The organism is Zhongshania sp. (assembly GCF_041584495.1).
In the GTDB taxonomy this organism is placed as follows: Bacteria; Pseudomonadota; Gammaproteobacteria; order Pseudomonadales; family Spongiibacteraceae; genus Spongiibacter.
Genome location: NZ_JBFHDY010000082.1, coordinates 1 through 15,887 on the forward strand (window position 1 = coordinate 1; position 15,887 = coordinate 15,887).

General features: G+C 51.2%; 17 protein-coding genes and 1 pseudogene. 5 read left to right on the forward strand and 13 right to left on the reverse strand.

Features of this window, described 5'->3' with window-relative positions:
• From ABYP33_RS12975 to ABYP33_RS12985, 3 genes and pseudogenes are all read left to right on the forward strand, one after another.
• Positions 1 to 1,500 (forward strand): annotated as a pseudogene (locus tag ABYP33_RS12975) (sugar-binding protein); the annotation flags it as partial.
• Positions 1,501 to 2,034: 534 nt separating this feature from the next.
• Complete coding sequence (locus ABYP33_RS12980; protein WP_373091438.1) at positions 2,035 to 2,319, forward strand: hypothetical protein; 285 nt, start codon at positions 2,035 to 2,037, stop codon at positions 2,317 to 2,319.
• A gap of 1,077 nt (positions 2,320 to 3,396) precedes the next feature.
• Positions 3,397 to 3,804: a hypothetical protein gene (locus tag ABYP33_RS12985; protein ID WP_373091439.1), complete on the forward strand. Its 408-nt coding sequence runs from the start codon at positions 3,397 to 3,399 to the stop codon at positions 3,802 to 3,804.
• A 32-nt stretch (positions 3,805 to 3,836) separates the two neighbouring features.
• Here ABYP33_RS12985 and ABYP33_RS12990 read toward each other — a convergent pair whose 3' ends face one another.
• The 10 genes from ABYP33_RS12990 to ABYP33_RS13035 all read right to left on the reverse strand — a co-directional run bounded on the left by ABYP33_RS12990 (position 3,837) and on the right by ABYP33_RS13035 (position 11,741).
• Positions 3,837 to 5,474: a TIGR03545 family protein gene (locus ABYP33_RS12990; protein ID WP_373091440.1), complete on the reverse strand. Its 1,638-nt coding sequence runs from the start codon at positions 5,472 to 5,474 to the stop codon at positions 3,837 to 3,839.
• A gap of 139 nt (positions 5,475 to 5,613) precedes the next feature.
• Positions 5,614 to 6,279 (reverse strand): 2Fe-2S iron-sulfur cluster-binding protein, encoded by a 666-nt coding sequence (locus tag ABYP33_RS12995; protein WP_373091441.1) that lies wholly within the window; start codon positions 6,277 to 6,279, stop codon positions 5,614 to 5,616.
• The gene (gene rdgB, locus ABYP33_RS13000; protein ID WP_373091443.1) at positions 6,279 to 6,890 is read right to left on the reverse strand and encodes an RdgB/HAM1 family non-canonical purine NTP pyrophosphatase; all 612 of its coding nucleotides are present in this window, start codon (positions 6,888 to 6,890) and stop codon (positions 6,279 to 6,281) included. Before rdgB ends, ABYP33_RS12995 begins: the two co-directional genes overlap by 1 nt.
• Before the next feature lie 13 nt (positions 6,891 to 6,903).
• The gene (locus tag ABYP33_RS13005; RefSeq protein WP_373091444.1) at positions 6,904 to 7,371 is read right to left on the reverse strand and encodes a DUF4426 domain-containing protein; all 468 of its coding nucleotides are present in this window, start codon (positions 7,369 to 7,371) and stop codon (positions 6,904 to 6,906) included.
• 22 nt (positions 7,372 to 7,393) lie between these two features.
• Positions 7,394 to 7,984 (reverse strand): methionine biosynthesis protein MetW, encoded by a 591-nt coding sequence (gene metW / locus ABYP33_RS13010; RefSeq protein ID WP_373091446.1) that lies wholly within the window; start codon positions 7,982 to 7,984, stop codon positions 7,394 to 7,396.
• Positions 7,974 to 9,137, reverse strand: a complete 1,164-nt coding sequence (locus ABYP33_RS13015) for a homoserine O-acetyltransferase (RefSeq protein WP_373091448.1) — start codon at positions 9,135 to 9,137, stop codon at positions 7,974 to 7,976. Before ABYP33_RS13015 ends, metW begins: the two co-directional genes overlap by 11 nt.
• A 46-nt stretch (positions 9,138 to 9,183) precedes the next feature.
• Positions 9,184 to 9,483: a DUF167 family protein gene (locus ABYP33_RS13020; RefSeq protein ID WP_373091450.1), complete on the reverse strand. Its 300-nt coding sequence runs from the start codon at positions 9,481 to 9,483 to the stop codon at positions 9,184 to 9,186.
• Between the two features lie 12 nt (positions 9,484 to 9,495).
• Complete coding sequence (locus ABYP33_RS13025) at positions 9,496 to 10,083, reverse strand: YggT family protein (protein WP_373091452.1); 588 nt, start codon at positions 10,081 to 10,083, stop codon at positions 9,496 to 9,498.
• A gap of 5 nt (positions 10,084 to 10,088) precedes the next feature.
• Positions 10,089 to 10,907 (reverse strand): pyrroline-5-carboxylate reductase, encoded by an 819-nt coding sequence (gene proC / locus ABYP33_RS13030; RefSeq protein WP_373091462.1) that lies wholly within the window; start codon positions 10,905 to 10,907, stop codon positions 10,089 to 10,091.
• A 120-nt stretch (positions 10,908 to 11,027) separates the two neighbouring features.
• Positions 11,028 to 11,741, reverse strand: coding sequence for a YggS family pyridoxal phosphate-dependent enzyme (locus ABYP33_RS13035; protein ID WP_373091453.1), 714 nt, complete (start codon positions 11,739 to 11,741; stop codon positions 11,028 to 11,030).
• A gap of 164 nt (positions 11,742 to 11,905) precedes the next feature.
• Between ABYP33_RS13035 and ABYP33_RS13040 the strand changes: the two genes are divergently transcribed.
• Together ABYP33_RS13040 and ABYP33_RS13045 are read left to right on the forward strand one after the other, a co-directional pair.
• Entirely contained in the window at positions 11,906 to 12,940 is a 1,035-nt protein-coding gene (locus tag ABYP33_RS13040; protein WP_008252620.1) for a type IV pilus twitching motility protein PilT, read from the forward strand.
• A gap of 37 nt (positions 12,941 to 12,977) precedes the next feature.
• Positions 12,978 to 14,141, forward strand: coding sequence for a PilT/PilU family type 4a pilus ATPase (locus tag ABYP33_RS13045; protein ID WP_373091456.1), 1,164 nt, complete (start codon positions 12,978 to 12,980; stop codon positions 14,139 to 14,141).
• Here ABYP33_RS13045 and ruvX read toward each other — a convergent pair.
• From ruvX to ABYP33_RS13060, 3 genes are all read right to left on the reverse strand, one after another.
• The gene (gene ruvX / locus ABYP33_RS13050) at positions 14,138 to 14,557 is read right to left on the reverse strand and encodes a Holliday junction resolvase RuvX (RefSeq protein WP_373091458.1); all 420 of its coding nucleotides are present in this window, start codon (positions 14,555 to 14,557) and stop codon (positions 14,138 to 14,140) included. The genes ABYP33_RS13045 and ruvX overlap by 4 nt on opposite strands.
• Positions 14,558 to 14,614: 57 nt before the next feature.
• Positions 14,615 to 15,184 carry a YqgE/AlgH family protein gene (locus ABYP33_RS13055; RefSeq protein WP_373091459.1) on the reverse strand — a complete coding sequence of 190 codons (570 nt, stop codon included), beginning with the start codon at positions 15,182 to 15,184 and terminating at the stop codon, positions 14,615 to 14,617.
• Positions 15,185 to 15,230: 46 nt separating this feature from the next.
• On the reverse strand, positions 15,231 to 15,887 hold a 657-nt coding region (locus ABYP33_RS13060; protein WP_373091461.1), incomplete at its 5' end, for an energy transducer TonB.

The window sequence follows — 15,887 nt, forward strand, 5'->3', positions numbered from 1 at the left end:
CAAAGCGCCACCATCAATGAAGAGCAGGGCTGGGTGCAAAATATTCCCCAGACGGATATTGAAAACAGCCTGCAGCAATTCCAAAGCCAACTAGAAGGCTACATTGCCAATCAAAATCCTGACGCCACGGTGGGTGAAGTGCTTGGCCTCAAAGAAGTTAAAATCCTGCCCCCTCGCCCATTGGCAGCGGGTCTGCCTTATAAGCATATTGTTACCCAGCAGTCGTTTGCAGAAGTGCCTAACTCACTGCGCCATAAATTTAAGTATGAGCTAGCGACCCAGAGCTATGGCTATCCCGGCTCAGCGTTTATTGCTTTGAGTGAGCCCACGGTCAAGCTCGCTGGCAAAAAGTTGGCCCTGAGTTTTCGGCCAGCAACGGAAGATGATCAGTCGATTATCGAGAGCTATATTCCCGAACCTGACCCAGAAACGGGCGAGATTGATCCAAACAGCATTCCAGATACATTACCCGGCTACCTAATTCACCTCGTCGCCGAGCTATCCATGGATGGCGGAGTTCTGCAAAGTGGCGGCGACCAGACAATGGGCACTGAACTCTATGAGACCATGGGCTTGTACAGCCCCTCTCATGGCTGGGAAGTTTCTAATAACCACCCCATTGCTGGAGAATACCGCGCCATAGGTTTGGATCTGCAGGGTATAAGTGCAGAACAGGCCAGTCGTCTTCAGGCGAATCTCGAAACCACCAAGCAAAAACTTGAGAGTAATGACGACGGCGAGCTGGCAACGCTCACAAAGCACGATGTTATCGGTGATCTAATATACGCTACCATCATGAGCTATTTTGCCCTAAACGATGTGCAAGAAGAGATCCAGGCCCAGTCAGCAAATATGGTTACTTACCGGCAGCCGAGTTACGGTATATTCTCCACCTCGCTGCAACCCCAATACTGGTTTGGCATTCCCCGCAACACCAGCTTTAGTGGCTTGACTATGGATGTCGATCGCGTCACCTTTCATGGCGCGGCAAAAGACAATAGTAAAGCGACCAGAGTAAACTTTACTCAAGCCAGTGGCGCGCGCTTAAGCGCAATGGAGCATCTGGTGCCCGAGCAAATGTTCAGCACGGAAGATTCGCCCGCCCACGGAATCTCGGCAGTCAAAGCGCTTGCGCTCGCCTCTGCCGAAGGTCAGAAAATCTGGACAATAACTCAAAGCAATTTAGAACTGGCGCTAAGCAGCATTAATTTAAGCCCAGAAGTTGAAAGTGAAATCCGCAGCTCTGTGTTGGCCGGAAAAATAGCAACGGCACATGACGCTCAGCTGGAATACTTTGCTTGGGTCGGGAGCGGCTATTTACTGATAGATCCGGAGACTGGGGCGGGGGCTTATAAGATTGCTGGGGGGAGTAATGGGGCGGCTATTGTAGGGACAGTTGTCGAGATTTGGGGGGCAATTGCATCTGTATTTGAAGCTGGATTAATAGTTGTTAAGGCCGCTAAGCCCATATTACTTAGAGCAGGGGCTGCTGTTTATTAGTGGAGTATTGATTGCTCCCCCTCTACTGCTTTCAGTGAAAGGTATGGAAGAAATAATAAAGTAGCTGTGACGAACGATTCTTGGCGAAAAGAGTGTAGATTTGATTTTTTTTTGCTGTCGTCCGGATATCACTTCGGGGTGGTCATTGCCTTTTTGGTTTTCTCATTAACTCTTGTTGTCATACTTCAGGTGATTGGGTTGGCGTTGTTAGGTCCTGTGGGTGAATTTGTAATTGGTAGACTAGCTGATCTCCTTGCAGGTAAATTTATAGGCAGGCTGGCAAAAAATTGTTGAAGACACTATGAAGATACAAGTAATCCACACAAACGAAGCTATCAAGGCCGAACAACGGCATTTCCTATTCTGTACGGCGGCGGGAAAGCTTCTGGTCGCTAGCTGCATCATAATTTCAGGGGCTTTGTTTGCAGCTTTTTATATAAGTAAAAATTCCGTGGAAGTTGTTTCGATTTCCGGGGTAATCGCTACATTTACTGGTTATGCGACGGCGGCTGTGTTGCTGGCTTTGGGTTACTTTTGGGTAAATTATGGGGGCACGTATCGAACTTTTTCGAAGATATGGGTAGTCGTGTTTATGAATTTTTAGAGGCTGATGGAATCATTGCAATTGATGATCTAGGGGTTGTCAAAAGAGTTTCGATTAAAGATATTAAAATTAGTTGTAAGATGGATCGGATTTATATGGTTAATAATTCTGCGGTATATTCTATTCCTAATATCCTGGAAGCAAAAAAATTCGTTAAGGTTTTAAGGTCTGCAGCTGCCAGTTTGAAGGATAAAATAAATGATGAGAATCATTAGCTAGTATATTTAATGTGTTGATGTTGGGGGTTCATGGGCAGATTTTCGCGGCATTAACTGGCTTAAAGATTTCGGTATTTGGGGTTGCTTAAAAAATGGACTGCAAGTTGACTGAAATAACTTCCTGCTACTTTATTGAGAGAAATATTTCTCAAGAAATTAGAATATAATTAACTGGATCGGAGATTGCTGAAGTTAAGGCAATGTTGATCAGGTTGGGGTTGATCTGCACGCCAGTATCCGAAGTTACTCCTGCGCATGGGATTTATATGTTCTTAAGGTTGATTTATGATTTTCACAAATTAATTTACATACGTTTTTTTAAAAAAGAAATTAAGATAATATTTGACTTTTTGGCTGATAACAAGAATATAAAATATCAATTTGTAGATGGTGATGAACATTATTTGGTGTTGACGCGTTGATGATATTTTTGATGGGAGTTGTTCTCGTTGCTTCAGTATCATTTTTGAGTTTTACCTTTATGATATGGGCAAGATACTGGCCTAAGGTAGTGTGCAGTTTTGTGCATAAAAATGTCGTTTGTAGAACGATTAATGGGAAAACAGTATATCTCCCAAAGATATCTTATCGATATTTTTATGGTGGATATGAACACGGAGGTACAAGAGATCGCCTCTTTGGCGGGCGAGCTTTTGATAAAGTGGGAGATGCGGAGATTGATGAGAGCGAACTTAATTGCTATGTATGCCCCCTTCGGCCGAGTTTTTCGTATTTGCGGCAGGATTATAGAGTGGCATGGGAGTTTTTCTCTGCTTTTGTTTTAAGTGTTTTTATGTTTGTCGGGCTTAGAATGATACATTTTTATTGATTGCTCGGGTTTTGGGGCGCCGCCATCGATCTTAATTATTTTATGTTCATCGCATTCATATTTTGATTGTAGTATTTATTTATGAAAGTCTGTGGGTATCTGCATTGATACTCGTCTTTGCATGCGGATTTAAGATTTATACTAAAAACTAGGCTTGGCTGTCACGCTACCTTTGACGTCTCATTTTGTTGTCCGTCCTTGTCAGTGTATTGGTATGCGAAGTGTGGATTTAGACGGTATTCGAGATGACTGATTCGATAGGTGTAGGTAAGAAATATTTTGTAAAGTATGGCGTGATTTTTTTGCTGTTGCCGGCGCCAATGCTCTGTGCGCTTGTTATCAACGGATGGACTGGAATATTTGCGGGTGGTGTTCTGTCGATATTTTTCCTCTATCCAGCAGCGGTAAAGCTGATGCTTCCGTCATACTATATTGAGGCGGGCGGCTTATTTCGAGTAACAGTGTTTGGTAAGCGAGTGCTGGTTGCTTGCTTGAAGGAAATCAGGGTGTCATTTTCGCATAACAGCATTTCGTATCAAGACGTACGTGGGCGGCGATTTGTTATCGAAAAGGCTGATTTTTTTCCGTCGGATTGGGCTTCAGTTTGTGATTTCTTCAGGAGGGTGGCTTGTGAAGCAGAGAGTCGACGCTAAAGTAGCGAGGACTCTCGTACCTGCCTCGGAGCTTAAATCATTTCCTTCATCAAGGCCTGCAAGGCCGCTTCGCGGTCACCTAACAATTCTTGATACTGACCAAGTATGTTTTGCTTTTCTTTCAGCTTGGCTATTTGCGGGCCGTAGTCGCTGCTGAGCTTGGCTTTTAGTTCGTCTTCGACTTCGCTGAGCTTGGCTTTGATTTCAGCGCCAAGCACGCCGCCTAAAATACTGTCGAGGTTAGATTTTAGTTTGATCGCGGGCTCATTCACTGTGCCGTTGACGCTCAAGTCCATGACCAAGCGGCTGACGTCTTCGAGCGCGGCGGCCAGCAGATTGGCGGTTTTGTTGTCTGCAGCGGCGTTGGCAACCAGGAGTTTGGCTTGGTTGACTAGGCCTTTGGCGGAGCCTTTGAGCGTGTCGCCGTCTATGCCGAAGTTAGCGCTAATATTGGCAATGCCTTTTTCCAATTGCAGGGGCAGCTCTGGGCTCTGGGACAAGGAAACACCAGATAGCGCTAGCTCTTTTAATGCCATATTGAAAACGCTTTTTAAGGTGTTGTTGCGCTGGTCAAATATGCCGTCAATCACGAGTTGGGATTTCTGTTCCATGCCGCCACGCAGGGCCATGGTGATGGGTTTGTTCCAGTAGTCTTGCTGGTCGGTGACGTCGTTGATTTCACCTGAGTAGGCCAGTTTTTCACCGCCAATGACTTGGTAGCCGTCGATCAGGATTTGGCGGATGAGCAGTTTCACTGGCAATTCCGTTGGTGCTTCAGCGGGAGCGGTTTCTTTTGCCGCCATATTGCCCATGGTTTCTTGGTAGAGGCTTAGGCCGCGCTGTACAAAGGTATTTACTTCGTCGCCAAGCAGGAAGCGCAGCATGCCTTCGCTGCCTTGGTCTAATCCGTATTTGGAGAGCATGCGCTTAGACTGATCGGCGGGCAGATTGGCGGCCCGCAGCGTCAGATTCTTCACTTCGGCAGAATCAGTTTTGATGTCTTCGTTTAAGGTTTTAAATTGCTTGAGATCGCTTTTAATGTCGTCGCGCAATTGCTTGGCACCTGCGATGCGCTCGATTATGTTTTTCTTTTTAAGCTCATTCCAGCGGGTTTGGTAGGCTTCTATTTGGGCCTGCTCGGGCAGCTCGTTGGTTTTGGTTTCCCAGCGATTTTGGATAGTGCTAAAGCCATTTTGAATCGCGTCGACCTCGGCTTGAATGGTGGCTTGCTCCTCGGCGAGTAGTGCGCTGGGGTCAGGCATGGTGATGCCGGGCAAACCGCTTTCGCTTTCAGGTTTTGCTGGCGGGAGCTTGCCGTCTAAGGTGCCGGGTGTGCTGCGCTCGGTGTACATTTGCAGGCCAGACAGCACAACTTGGTCGGCAATAAACTGCATTTTTAGCAAAGCCTTGGTGTCGACATCGGCAGACACTTTGGCGCTTTGCAGTAAATTGCGCATGGGTTCTTGGGGGTTGGCGACGGTGAGGCCATTTAGCGCGACATGGGTGGGATAGAGCTTAATATCGACGCTGTCGACATCGACCCGCGCGCCAACTTGCTTGCTGCCCTCGTGCTCAATCATAAATTTTGCGATGGGTTCCAGCGCGAACACCACGCCAATAACGGTAACGGCCAGCAGGGCGATAACGCCGCGAAGAATCCATTTGAACATACCAGTTTGTCTCCAGGTTTATCGTTGGTGCATAAGATTGTAGCGCTGAGCACACTACTTGGGGTTTTTTTATACTTGATTAGAAAGTCTCAGACCAGAGTAGTGTTGAAAAGTGCAATTAGCTATAAAAATTAAAGGCTTACTGTGAATTTAGCGTGCGCAATTGGTAGTCGTCACTATTGTTGGCATGGCGGTAGGCGGCCTGGGCGGCGAGGCCGGTCGCCTGATTAATACCTCGCCAGAGCAGCTGCGTGTGGTCATTGCTATTACCATGACACCATAACGCGAAGTCGCCATGGTGTTCACGGTCGATGTTGAGCAGGCCAATACTAAGCTGCTTGTTTTTGTGCTGTTCAATGTCCGGGCAAGGGTCTTGTAGGGTGATGATTCTGCCTGCAACCGCCTCCACGCTATTGATCAATACGCTATTACGCAGCAGTAGCGCGACCATATCGCCGTTCTGAGGCGGGCTTTGTCGCCCGGCGGGTAGCTGCAATTGGCGGAGGTTCAAACCCTCGCAGCGCCAGTGTTGGGCAATGCTGTTAAGCGGCATTTTTGCGATGCGCAGGTCACTGCGAGCGTGGCTGATACACAGTGCAATTGTGGCGGGCGCGGTGATGACCTTGCCATTGCGCAGGACCACCGTGCCGGACTCAAGCTGGCAGTCACAGCGCCCGCAATTGCCGTTGCGGCAGCTGCGGGCGATTGGCAATGCTGCGGCGAGGCATTGCTTTAGAAGATCCTCGCTGCTGTTGATATTTAGGCTAAGCGCGGTGTCAGCCACCGTTAAGCACAAACTCGTCATTAGCCTTTGGTCAGGTATTCGGCATGCAGGCGAGGTAATAGTTGCTGCAGCGCCAGCGCGCGGTGACTGATTTGGTTTTTTTCGGCCTTGTTGAGCTCGGCCGAACTTTTAGCGAGTTCGGTAATATAAAACAGTGGGTCGTAGCCAAAGCCATTGTCGCCGCGTGGCTGTTCAAGAATAGTGCCCCGCCACTGACCTTCGCAGACGATAGGGGCGGGGTCGTCGGCGTGGCGGACAAAGGCCAGCGCGCAGTGGAAGTGAGCGCGACGTTGGGTGTTGCCAGTGAGCGCGAGCAAAAGCTTGGCATTATTGCTAGCGTCGTCAGCGTTAGTTCCGGCGTAGCGGGCGGAGTAGATTCCCGGTGCACCGTCGAGAGCGTCGACACACAGGCCCGAGTCGTCGGCCAGCGCAGCGCAGCCACTTTGGCGGGCAGCATTGCGGGCTTTTAAAATGGCATTTTCGATAAAACTAAGGCCGGTTTCCTCCGCCTCTTCCACCTTGTAGTCGGCTTGGCTGCGCAGTTCAATACCAAGTCCGCTCAGAAGGTCATTCAGTTCCTGGAGTTTACCTCGGTTGCCGCTGGCGAGAACGACGATGTGCTTGGTTGTCACGTTGTTACTCCGCCTATTTGTCTACGTATAGCATTTTAATGAATTGAACGTCGTAGCTGGGCTTGTCGTCGACATTGATTTGGAGGCGAAAATCTCGGCGCTCGTCATTGCTAATGGCGAACTCGGCAATATAGTAGACGGCGTCCTGTTCTATGACTTCACGAAAATCTAATGGGCTCCGGTGGATTAGATCCGACTGAGTGCCGTTGATGGTGGCGCGCAGGGCAATATTGTCAGGGCCACTCTGGCGGCGCACCGACACGTTGATCAGGAATTTGTTTTTACCGCGCACAATGCCATAGCTGCGGGCGACCTGGGGCGTGAGGAAGCTGGTGTTCAGCACGCTGAAATGAACGGTGTCATTGCCAAACTGCTTGCTGGTTGTCGTCACCGGTGGGGTTTCTTGGGCTTGGCTGGCTGCACTAAAGCACAGTAGCAAGCCAAGGCTGATGGCGGAGAAAACGCGATATGCAAAATTCATAATGAATACTCTATTGGCCGGTTCATTTACTGATGTGATAGACCGCAGTAACGCCAAGCAAGTTCGGGAAGCGGTCGGCGAGTGGGCTTTGATTATTGTCGGCGCCGATCACTGCGCTATTTAGCACGCGGATCTGTTTGTCGGCACACAGTGCTTCAAAATCTTTTACGGTACAAAAGTGAATGTTCGGGGTGTCGTACCAAGTATAGGGTAAGAATTTTGATACTGGCATTTTGCCGCGCTGGCTTAAATACCAGCGGCTGCGCCAGTGGCCAAAATTAGGGAAGGTGACAATACATTCACGGCCGACACGGAGCATTTCGTCGATGACCAAGTGCGGGTAGCGCAGGGTTTGCAGGGCGAGGGTCATCACCACCATGTCAAAACTATTGTCGCGGAAATTGCCGAGCCCAAGGTTAAGGTCGTGCTCAATGACATTCACACCTTGAGCCAGTGACTGGGTAATATTCTCAGGGTCGATTTCAAGACCAACCCCAGACACATTTTTTTGCTTGGCGAGGGTTGCTAGCAGCGTGCCGTCGCCACAGCCAAGGTCGAGCACGCGACTGCCTTCATTAATCCACGGCTGAATCAGGGTTAGGTCAAAGCGCATGGCCAAGCTCCTGTTTGAGGCGTTTCATATAAGCGTGGAAGACATCCATATAACGCGGGATCGGAATTAAAAACGCATCGTGGCCGTGGTCGGCTTCGATTTGGGCGTAGCTCACTGGTTTATTGGCAGCGACCAGCGCGTCGACTATTTCTCGCGAGCGGGCCGGGGCAAAGCGCCAGTCGGTGGTGAAGGAAATCACCATAAACGAACACTTGGCGTGGCTAAAGGCCTCGGCGGGATCGTCGTTATATTCCCGAGCCAAGTCGTAGTAGTCCAAGGCCTTGGTCATCAGCAGGTAGGTATTGGCGTCAAAGCTGCCGGAAAAGGCCTCGCCCTGATAGCGCAGATAACTCTCTACCTCAAACTCTACATCGCTGTCTGAGCCGGCGCCGAGCGTCAGGTTGCCGGTTTTTAATTCCCGGCCAAACTTTTGCTTCATGCCATCTTCAGATAAATAGGTGATATGGCCAACCATGCGGGCCAGTGCCAAGCCCTGGCGAGGCAGGGTGTTGTGTTCTAGATAGCGGCCCTCAAAGAAATTGGGATCCGAGGTAATCGCGCGTCGGGCAATTTCGTTAAAGGCGATATTCTGGGCTGATAATTTCATGGCCGAGGCAATCACAATGCAGTGGCGCAGGGCATCGGGATGCTCCAGCGCCCAACGCATGGCCTGCATGCCGCCGAGGCTGCCACCGATTATCGCCGCCCACTGAGTGATGCCAAAGTGCTGCATCATTAGGTATTGGCTCTCTACCCAGTCGCGACAGCGCAGCGGTGGAAAGTCTGGCCCCCAGGGCTTGCCGGTCTCCGGATTGATGGCCGTGGGGCCGGTTGAGCCATTGCAGCCGCCAATATTATTAATGCTCAGAACAAAGAACACATTGGTGTCGATGGGTTTACCGGGGCCAATACAACTGTCCCACCAACCCGGTTTGCGGTCATCCGGGTGATGAATGCCCGCGGCGTGATGATGACCGCTGAGAGCGTGGCAGATGAGTATGCCATTGGATTTGTCGGCGTTGAGCTGGCCGTAGGTCTCGTAAACAATATCGTGTTCGGGCAGCGCACGCCCACAAGCCAAGGTCAAGGGCGTATCGAAATGCAGGGTTTGCGGCACTACAATGCCAACGCTGCCATTTTGTTCCTGTGTCATCTAGACCGTTTTCCTTATAGCTTAGGCTTGGTACTGGATTGCGCCGTTATTTTACGGTGTTGGCTAGGGCGTCGGGAATACTCGTCGGCGCCTGAATTTTCAGTGTTTTCTGACGGCGTTGGCTACCCGCGCTGAGGCTGACACGCTGCTTGCTTACGCCAAAAGCGGCGGCAACAAATGCGATCAAACCGGCATTGGCTTTGCCGTCTGTTGCCGCTGCCGTGATTCTGATTTTGAGCCGATCACCGTATTGCCCCGCGAATTCATTGGCGCTGGCCTTGGGCTGAATATGGCAGAATAAAATTAAATCGCCATTCTGCCATTGGTAGTACTGGGGGCTGACCACCGCGTTGCTGCTTTATAGCCCCATAACCAGTGCCGGGTGCAAGCCGGCGCTGGCCGCCATATGCCGCAGTAGCACCTCCAGCACATTGATAATTAAAAACACAAATATCGGCGATAAATCGAGACCGCCTATCGGTGGCACGAGTTTGCGAAATGGCGCCATCACCGGCTCGGTGATTTGAAAAAGCAGGCGTGCGGCGGGGTTGCTGCTGCCTTGGGCAACCCAACTCATAATGATATTGCCGATAATAGCGAAGAAATAGAGGTTGAGCAGGGCGCTGCAAATGCCCAGTACCGACCAAGTAAGTAACTGGCCGATATTGGGCAGGCGGCCGCCGTAAATCTGAAACAGGATGGCAATACCAACCGCTTGCACCAGCAGGGCTAAAAGTAAGGAGGCAGTGTCGACCTTGCTGACACTGGGAATAATTTTCCGCAGCGGCAGTACCAAGGGGTTACTGACTTTCACCACAAACTGCGAAATCGGGTTGTAATAGTCCGCCTTTACCAACTGTAAAATCATGCGTATCAAAAATAAGGCGATACCAAGACTGACCACGGTATTAAGTAGCAGTGTCGTAATTTCGTTAACAGCACTCATTAAAACTATTCTCCATCTAGTTCAAGGGCGAGTTCTTCGGCGCGAAGGCGAGCGCCTTCTAAGGCTTGGTTGAATAAACCCTCCAAACCGCCGGCTTGCAGCAGCTTAATTGCACGTTCAGTTGTGCCTTTGGGTGAGGTCACTCGACGGCGTAATTCAGCGGCGTCAACATCGCTGCTTATGGCCATTTGCGCGGCGCCTAGCGCGGTTTGCAGGGTGAGTTGCTTGGCAACCTCGGGACTTAGCCCCATTGCCACGCCTTTGGCCTGCATGGCTTCCATCACTAAAAAGAAATACGCCGGGCCGCTGCCAGACAGGGCGGTAACCGCGTCTAACTGGGCTTCATCGTCTACCCAGAGGGCCAGTCCTACCGCTTGTAGAATTTGCTCCGCTTGTTCGCGCTGGGCGGGGTCTACCTTGGTGTTGGCAAATAAACCCGTGGCACCGCTGCGCACGAGCGCAGGGGTGTTGGGCATGCAACGCACAATAGCGGTATTGCCCCCTAACCAGTTGTTTAAACTGCTGCTGGTAACACCGGCGGCAATGGTGATGATCAGCGGTTGCTGCTTTTGCACGCTGGCGGCGATGTCGCTGGCGACGATTTTCATGATCTGGGGTTTCACTGCCAAAATGACAATATCAACCGCCGCAATTAGAGCGTGATTGTCGCTGCCGGTGTGTACGGGCGCGACATTGCGGAGTTTATCTAAGCTTTCGGTATTTGGGTCACTGGCCCAGATCTGCTCGGCAGCAAAGCCGCTGGCCACAAGGCCGCCAATGATGCTGGCGGCCATATTGCCGCCACCAATAAAGCCAATACGCATTGTACTCACCACGTTAATCCTTGTTTTCTGATGCACGCTGCCACACCGCTTAAGGGTGGCGCGGGGAATTTGCCGACGGCAGTATATCAGCCCTGTTTTGATACTGGCAGTGAATGCGCCTCAATCGGGTTTTGCCACTGCGCGCGGGCCAAAAATATCACTGCCAATGCGCAGTATGGTTGCGCCTTCGGCAATAGCCGATTCCATGTCGCCAGACATGCCCATCGACAGCGTATCGAGCTGTGCTCTGGGAAAACGCTGGTGCAGGGTATGAAGCAGTTCGCGCACCGCGGCAAAATTGCGGCGTTGCTGCGCCGGATCGCGGGTATTGGCGGGGATCGCCATTAAGCCGCGTAAACGCAGGTGGGGCTGGTTTAGGACTAATTCGGCCAGCGCCGGAATCTCTTCAGTGGTGGCGCCCGCTTTACTGGCTTCGTCGTTAATATTGACCTGCAGGCAAATATTGAGCGGTGCGAGCGGTGATGGGCGCTGGTCGTTAAGGCGGCAGATAATTTTGGCTCGGTCGACGCTATGTACCCAGCTGAAGTGTTCGGCAATATCGCGGGTTTTGTTACTTTGGATGGGGCCAATGAAGTGCCAACAGATGGCGTGGTTTTGGAGTTCCGCTTGTTTGGCCAAGGCCTCTTGCAAATAATTTTCGCCGATATGTTGGATGCCAGCGCTCAGTGCAAGCCGGATTTCCTTGGCGCTTCGGGTTTTGCTAACGGCCATCAGGGTGGCTTGCGGTGCGCTGGGGCAGAAAAGATGATGAGCTGCCGCGATCCTCGCCTGAATCGCTGCTATATTACTTACTATGGTATTGGTTGCTGTCATTGGGAGATTATGCCCGATCTCTGTCTAAGCGTCGCTTTTCAGGGCCTTGGACGGCAAAATAAAAATATTGTGCTGTACGCTATCGCCGTCGCATTATAAGGTTTTGAATCTGTTGCTGCCTGCGCAGGCGGTGCTGTGCGGTTTTGATGTGTTTGAGGAATTTCATGGATATTACCGAATTATTGGCTTTCAGTGCGAAACAAAATGCATCTGACTTGCACCTTTCGGCGGGTTTACCGCCGATGATCCGGGTAGACGGCGATGTCCGTCGTATCAATTTACCGCCTCTTGAACATCGTGAAGTTCACAGCCTGATTTACGAAATAATGAACGACCGGCAGCGTCGGGACTTTGAAGAGTTTTTGGAAACAGACTTTTCCTTTGATGTGCCGGGTGTGGCCCGTTTCCGGGTAAACGCCTTTAATCACAATCGTGGCGCCGGTGGCGTATTTCGGACGATTCCGTCTAAGGTTTTGTCGATGGACGACCTTGGCATGGGGCAGGTTTTTAAAGATGTCTCGATGTTGCCTAGAGGCTTGGTATTGGTTACCGGGCCAACGGGTTCCGGTAAGTCGACAACCTTGGCGGCGATGATCGATTATATCAATGACAATAAATTCGATCATATTTTGACCATTGAAGACCCGATTGAATTTGTGCATGAATCCAAAAAATGCCTGATTAACCAGCGTGAAGTGCACCGCGATACGCACGGCTTTAATGAGGCCTTGCGCTCGGCGCTGCGCGAAGACCCTGACATTATTCTGGTGGGTGAATTGCGTGATTTGGAAACGATTCGCTTGGCCCTGACTGCCGCAGAAACGGGTCACTTGGTGTTTGGCACCTTGCACACCACCTCAGCAGCTAAGACTATTGACCGGGTTGTTGATGTGTTCCCTGGTGATGAAAAATCCATGGTGCGTTCCATGCTGTCGGAATCGTTACAGGCGGTTATTTCGCAAACTTTGTTGAAGCGGCCGGAGGGCGGTCGAATAGCCGCTCATGAAATCATGATTGGTACGCCGGCGATTCGTAACCTGATTCGGGAAGACAAGGTGGCGCAGATGTACTCGGCAATTCAGTCTGGCGCAGCGCTGGGTATGCAGACCATGGATCAGTGTCTAAAAGAACTATTGGCCAAGCGTAAAATCAACCGCGATGCGGCCCGGCTGAAAGCGCGTTTCCCGGAAAACTTCTAATGCTGCGAATAAAACGACGTAGCTTGGGGATGGCATAGTGGAAATAGAAAAACTGCTAAAGATCATGCAGGATAAAGGTGCCTCGGATTTATTTATTTCGGCGGGGGTGGCGCCGTCGATTAAAATTAATGGCCAAATGATCCCCATGAGCAGCAATGCTTTGAGTCCCGAGCAAGCGCGAGAAGTCGTGCTGGGGGTGATGAACGATCAACAGCGCCGGGAGTTTGTGCGGGATAAAGAATGTAATTTTGCCATTAGCTCTCGGGGCATTGGCCGCTTCCGGGTTAGCGCATTCTATCAGCGCAATTTGGTGGGGATGGTGCTGCGGCGTATCGAGACCAAGATACCCACCAGCGATGAGTTGGGCTTGCCAGAGATTGTTAAAGAGCTGGCAATGACCAAGCGCGGTTTGATTGTTTTTGTTGGCGCCACCGGCACCGGTAAGTCGACGTCACTGGCGTCAATGATTGGTCACCGCAACGAGAACTCGCGGGGGCATATTATTACGGTAGAAGACCCTATTGAGTTTGTGCATCAGCATCACGGCTGTATTGTAACTCAGCGCGAAGTGGGTATTGATACCGAGTCCTTTGAAGTTGCCTTGAAAAACATGCTGCGTCAAGCGCCTGATGTCATCATGATCGGCGAGGTTCGAACCCGAGAGGCCATGGAGCAGGCGATCACCTTTGCAGAAACCGGCCACCTCTGTCTGTGTACGCTGCACGCCAACAATGCCAACCAGGCCTTAGATCGAATTATTCACTTCTTTCCCGCCGACCGTCATCCTCAGTTGTGGATGGATTTGTCGCTAAACCTTAAAGCAATGATCGCCCAGCAGTTGGTCCCAACCCGCGATGGTCAGGGCCGCCGAGCCTGTGTTGAAGTGCTGCTGAATACACCACTGGCCTCCGACTTGATTCGCAAGGGTGATGTGACGGGCATTAAGGACTTAATACGCAATTCTACCGAGCAGGGCATGCAAACCTTTGATCAAGCCCTCTACGACCTCTATCTGGCGGGTGAAATCACCTACCAGGATGCGATTGCCCATGCTGATTCGGCCAATGATTTGCGCTTATTGATTAAGCTTGGGGCCGACAATGACCCAGAAAAAATGAGGTCGATGGCCGGTGGCTTAAGCATGCAGGAAGACGAAAACGACAACCGTCCGAGCTCGGGCAATAATGTTAGGCGACGTTAGCCCCGCATCCAGCTTTCTAAAATGATCACTGCGCTACGGCTGTCGACGCCTTGTCCTTTGAAGTCGCGGGAGCCGCTGTCGGCAATAATATCGCCTTTGGCTTCGAAGCTGGACAGGCGTTCATCGGCAAAGTGCACGGGCAGACCAAAGCGGCCGTGAAGGCGGTTGCCAAATTTGCGGGCGCGGTGAGACATCTCTGATTTACTGCCATCCATATTTAGCGGCAGACCGACCACTATCGCATTGGGTTGCCAGCGTGCAAATAAGTCGTCGATGTCTTCCCAGCGCGGTATGCCGTCTTTGGCGGTGACCGCGCCCTGCGGTGAGGCGGTGCCTGTTAGGGTTTGACCCACCGCGCAGCCGATCCAGCGTAGGCCGAAATCGAAACCGATCAGGATTTGGGGTTTTGCTGTCATGAAACTGTTCCTGGCGAGGGTGGCGTTTTGGCCATATTTCGGAGGTGAAAATACCTGCTACGCGTGACCACTATCTGAGCCGAGTTGGCTGAAGGTGATTCCGAGTATCGCCAGCGCCGCGTCTATTTTCTGATCTGAGGGCACATTAAACAGTACTTCTTCACTGGCAGGTAGGGTCAGCCAGGTATTGCTTTGAATTTCCTCTTCTAGCTGGCCAGCGTCCCAGCCGGCGTAGCCAAGCGCGATTAGACATTGGCTGGGGCCACGGTTAAGGGCAATGGCCTCAAGAATATCCAGCGAGGTCGTCAGGGCAACGGTGTCGGTAACTTCTATACTTGCCTGCCACTGGTGGTGGTCGCGACGGTGAAGGACAAATCCTCGGTCAGTGTGTACCGGACCACCGGCGAATACGGGGTCGCGATGTTCAAAAACGTGACCGTCGATCTCGAGTTGCTCAAGTATTTCGTCTACCTCCATGCCCAGGGGGTGATTGATGACAATACCCATGGCGCCTTGGTCATCGTGCTCGCAAAGGTAGGTAATACTGTGGGTAAAGATACCGTCCCTCAAGCCGGGAAGGGCAATAAGGAAATGGTTTTTTAATGACGGAAAGGCGCTTTGATTCATGTTATTGATTATGGTTTAAGTTGTGGTAAACACAAGAATAAAGCCCTTAGTTCAGGCTGGCCTTTAGCCCTTGGCGCTCAAAACGCCAGGTGCGAACGATGCCGAGGCGGTTTTTACCATCTAACACCTCGGCGGGAATGGCCTCATAAGGCGCGGCTTTGCGGACAATACGATGGGCCGCTTGGTCGAGTAGCGCACTGCCCGAACTACTGAGAATCCGCACTTCGTCGATTCGGCCGTCGGGCATCAGCATCAGCAATACGCGCAATTCGCCCTCTATACCCTTGCGTCGCGCTTCCTCTGGATAATTGGCGTTGCCAATGTCTTCTATTCGCTGTTCCCAACGGTTGAGGTAGAGCGCGTCCGGCGAGCCTTTGGTGGCTACTGAGGTAATGAATTTTGGCCTCGGCATCCGTGCATAAGACTGATTAAGTTTGTCGAGTTGCGCCTCTAGGGAGGCAATATTGTCGCTTAACTCTGTGCTGTCGTCGCTGCCCTGCCATTGCTGCTGTTGCAGAATCATACGGGTATTGCGCTCGCTACTACTGTGGGTGTTGTTCGCGGTACTTGTGAGCTCCGGCGACGGTGAGTACTGGGGGGTGTTTTTGGCAAGTTTAAGTGCACTTTCGCTCGCGGTGGCGTCGTGAAACGCGCTGTCAGACATGCTGCGGAGTTCGGCCTTGTGGTCGAGGCTGCCGCTGCC